This window comes from Duganella rhizosphaerae, assembly GCF_040364205.1.
GTDB classification, from domain to species: domain Bacteria; phylum Pseudomonadota; class Gammaproteobacteria; order Burkholderiales; family Burkholderiaceae_D; genus Rugamonas; species Rugamonas rhizosphaerae.
Genome location: NZ_BPWK01000074.1, coordinates 1 through 570 on the forward strand (window position 1 = coordinate 1; position 570 = coordinate 570).

Consider the following 570-nt stretch of genomic DNA (forward strand, 5'->3'; position numbering starts at 1 on the left):
GATGCGCGGCGCCAGCCGGTGCCGGTGGGGGTGGCCGGCGAGCTGTATATCGGCGGCGCCGGCGTGGCGCTGGGCTACCTGAACCTGCCGGAAATGACGGCGGAGCGCTTCGTGCCCGATCCGTTCGCCGGCGTGGCCGGTGCGAAGATGTACAAGACGGGCGACCTGGCCCGTCATCTGGCCGACGGCAACATCGAATACCTGGGCCGCAACGACTTCCAGGTCAAGATCCGCGGCTTCCGTATCGAGCTCGGTGAGATTGAAACGAAACTGTCGGCCTGCGCCGGGGTGCGCGAGGCGGCGGTGCTGGCGCGCGAGGACCAGCCGGGCGACAAGCGCCTGGTGGCCTATGTGGTGGCGCGCGATGGCGCGTCACTCGATATCACGGCCTTGCGCGCAGAACTGGCGCTGACGCTGTCGGACTACATGGTGCCTGCCGCCTTCGTGGCGCTGCCGTCATTGCCACTGACGCCGAACGGCAAGCTCGATCGCAAGGCGCTGCCGGCGCCGGATGCGCAAGCCTACGCGGCGCGCGGCTACGAGGCGCCGCAGGGCGAAACGGAAGAGACG

General features: G+C 69.3%; 1 protein-coding gene. It reads left to right on the top strand.

The genetic code is table 11. The features are described from left to right. A partial coding sequence (locus tag RUGAMON1_RS32655; protein ID WP_445234427.1) for an AMP-binding enzyme occupies positions 1-570 on the top strand: 570 nt, incomplete at both ends.